This window comes from Prevotella sp. P3-122 (assembly GCF_002251365.1).
Lineage (GTDB): Bacteria > Bacteroidota > Bacteroidia > Bacteroidales > Bacteroidaceae > Prevotella.
In genome coordinates this window covers 1-2,932 of sequence record NZ_NPJH01000054.1, presented here as the reverse complement: position 1 = coordinate 2,932, position 2,932 = coordinate 1, and the positions used below count along the sequence as shown (strand labels likewise).

Here is a 2,932-nt window from a genome sequence, read left to right as displayed (position 1 = left end):
AGGATTAGGATTTGTGCCATGAATACGTTTGATAAACAATGATATCTGGATCATTATGTTCTCGTCAAGCGGCATACATCTGTATTTATTGCCTTTTCCGTTGAACAGGATGCTGCCTGTTACATTTTCATTATCAGGTATGGTTATATCTCTTATTCTCACAGATAACACCTCGTTCAATCTAGCTCCAGTACAATACATTAATCCCATAAGGACTGTGTCTCTGAATCCTGTTTTTGTATGTATGTCAGGAGCATTGATTATTGCTTCAGTTGCAGTGGCGGAGAGGGCTTTTTGTTTCGTACGGGCACTTTTCTTGCAATGTATAGTCTTTGCGTCAAGGAGGTATTTGACATACGTAATATCCTCATCTGCGATAAAGGACAAGAAGGCTATCAGATTACTACGTCTGAGATTTATCGTTTGGTTTGTGTTTCCGCGATCTTTCATCCAGCTTTCCCATTCCTCTATTGTCGACTTGCCTAAAGCCTTATCAAGAGAGAATGTACCAAATGCTATATGCTTGTAGTCTTTGAGAAAGTACTTGAAGTAGAGTCTTAGGCTGATTCGATACGATTCTCTCGTATTTTCACTATTGAATTCGTGATGAATCCATTTTCCAAACAGCTGCGACAACTTTTTGTATTCCTCGATGTTTTCTTTAGAATCTGTCTTCTTCATCTGGTAATCTATGTATTATGGGTTTCAAATCAGCAGAACTGAGTTTGTTCAAAATGGAAGAGTACTGAGGAGTTAAAGAGTAATAGTACATTGTCTGGTTTAACGATGCATGCCCCATTGATTTACTTATCGCCAGCAAGCTGTAGTACGCTTCATCAATACTTAATCCGTTCAAAGCATTTATGTTCTGTATTGCGTAATTGTGACGAAAGTCATAGGGCACAGCTGATGTAGAATTATACTTGTACCAAAGTTTGTGAAATATGTCACTAATCCAAGTCCTATGAAGGAATTCTCCTTTTTCGTCTGGAAAAAATGCAACTCGAGTGGGCTCAATTAGCCGGATCTTCCTGTCATAATCCCTCAATATGCCTTGCATTTCTGGACTCAACGCGACAATATGCTCTCTATAACCTTTTGTTGCCCTTATATAGATGATTCCATTTCTTAGGTCTACATCTTCAATGCGAAGCAGCCTTGCTTCTATAGGGCGTAGCCCATTGCTGTATAGTAACCGAAATATGACTTTACATACGAGTTCATAACATTGACCTCTTTTTTTGAATACGCCAGTTTCATAGAATGTTTGCTCATCGCAGGCTTTGAAGAAGGACACCATCTCTTGCTGATCCAGCATGACAAGACGATGTTTAGTTTTTCCCCATTTTACTTTGGAGTTAAGATTTATGCAGCAATAGCCTCGTTCATTTGCAAACTTGATAATATTCTCAGCTACCTTTACGCGATTATAGTGAGTATTATTCTTTTCATTTTCACGTTTGCAACACCAATTATCTATCATTACCTGACTAAACAGTCCATCCTTACTCTGTTTTTTGCAATAATTCAGAAACGTTCTTGTTTGACTATCTATGGGATGTCTCTGTGAAACAAGTCGGTAGGTGGCATACAGAGAATCTATCTCTGATATTGTTCTGATTTTGTTATTCATGGTAGTAGTAAGGCGCAGGTTCTTAGTTTTGTTATGTCACTACCAAGGTAAGCAAACGTTGACTCAGGGCATGTGTGACCAAGAAGTCCAGATGCTATTGAAACATCTGTATCGTGACTAATTAACGAACTAGCAAAATGATGTCTATAAAGGTGCAGTCCTCTCATCTTTCGGTTAAAGAGTGAGACACCGGCAAGTCTTAGTATGTCATTTGAAATGTTATAAAGATCTCGTTTATGCAGAGTATTTCCTGTCCTTGCCTGTACAAATATTGCAGTGCATGGGCTCTTGGGACGAGAATCCCTAACATATTTTACAATAGCATTACTACATACAGTTGGTATTGGTAGTGTCAACGGGACATCCGTTTTCTGCTGAATGAGTCTAATGGTTTTATTCTTGAAATCAATATTTTCCTTGCGAAGATTGATTATGTCAGAACTTCTTAATCCCATGAAAAATGCGAGGCTACCTATGGCACGATCAACATCTGGCATTTGGATATTGCTATCAGTGAGCACCTTTTCTATGCTACTGGCTTCTTCCTCAGACAGATCGGGATATATGTGAGTAGTATTAGGAATTGAGGGTATGAAGGAAGACAAACGAATAGAAACTTCTATTCCTATTGAATCCTGAAACATGACAAAGACTCTTCTCAATCTCCCAGAGATGCTTCTACTGCGTTTCGCCGTATTACCATCTGTAAAGTATTCTTGAACAATTGTTTCTGAAACATCTTTTAGATGAGTGACCTGCCTCCCATAAAGATAAACGAAGAAAGAACGTAATGCATCAATATAATCAGACGTAGTCTTTTCTTTATGACCCAGTGCTTTTGACTTTTGCTTACATGTGTCAAGAAGATATGTGTATTCCTTTGGCATAACCTCCAAGGGAATTGTCTTTAGTCTTGGCGTTTCTTCTTCTGTGATGTAGCGCCATATTCGTTTTATGCAAGCCAGACGTCTATATAATGTCTGACCTTTGTCTTTACAAGTCTTTTCAAGACGGTGACAATACTGATCCATATCCGAAATATCCGAATCAGGACTGAGCATAACTTTGATTTCACGCTGATAATTGTAAAGCGTACTTTTGCTCACTCCTTGATCTTGAAGATATCTCAAAAGAAGTGGATACTTGGTTCTAAGTGTTTTGATATCCATTGCTTTCGTTTTATTTGTTTCAACCAAAAGCAATATAATATTTAATGCGAACATTTACAAATCTAACCAGCACTATTATATATGGAAACAACAAGAAGTTCGCATAAAATGGAAATTCGCATAACACACC

General features: G+C 38.0%; 3 protein-coding genes. All 3 read right to left on the bottom strand.

Annotation, left to right across the window (positions count from 1 at the left end; translation table 11 throughout):
* Positions 1-681: tyrosine-type recombinase/integrase (locus CIL02_RS09985; RefSeq protein ID WP_170935066.1), on the bottom strand; the 681-nt coding region annotated here is incomplete at its 3' end.
* Positions 662-1,318 carry a tyrosine-type recombinase/integrase gene (locus CIL02_RS09980; RefSeq protein ID WP_170935065.1) on the bottom strand — a complete coding sequence of 219 codons (657 nt, stop codon included), beginning with the start codon at positions 1,316-1,318 and terminating at the stop codon, positions 662-664. The genes CIL02_RS09980 and CIL02_RS09985, both read right to left, overlap by 20 nt.
* A 311-nt stretch (positions 1,319-1,629) precedes the next feature.
* A complete protein-coding gene (locus CIL02_RS09975) occupies positions 1,630-2,802 on the bottom strand; it encodes a tyrosine-type recombinase/integrase (RefSeq protein ID WP_170935064.1) in 1,173 nt (390 codons plus the stop codon).
* Positions 2,803-2,932 lie beyond the last annotated feature (130 nt).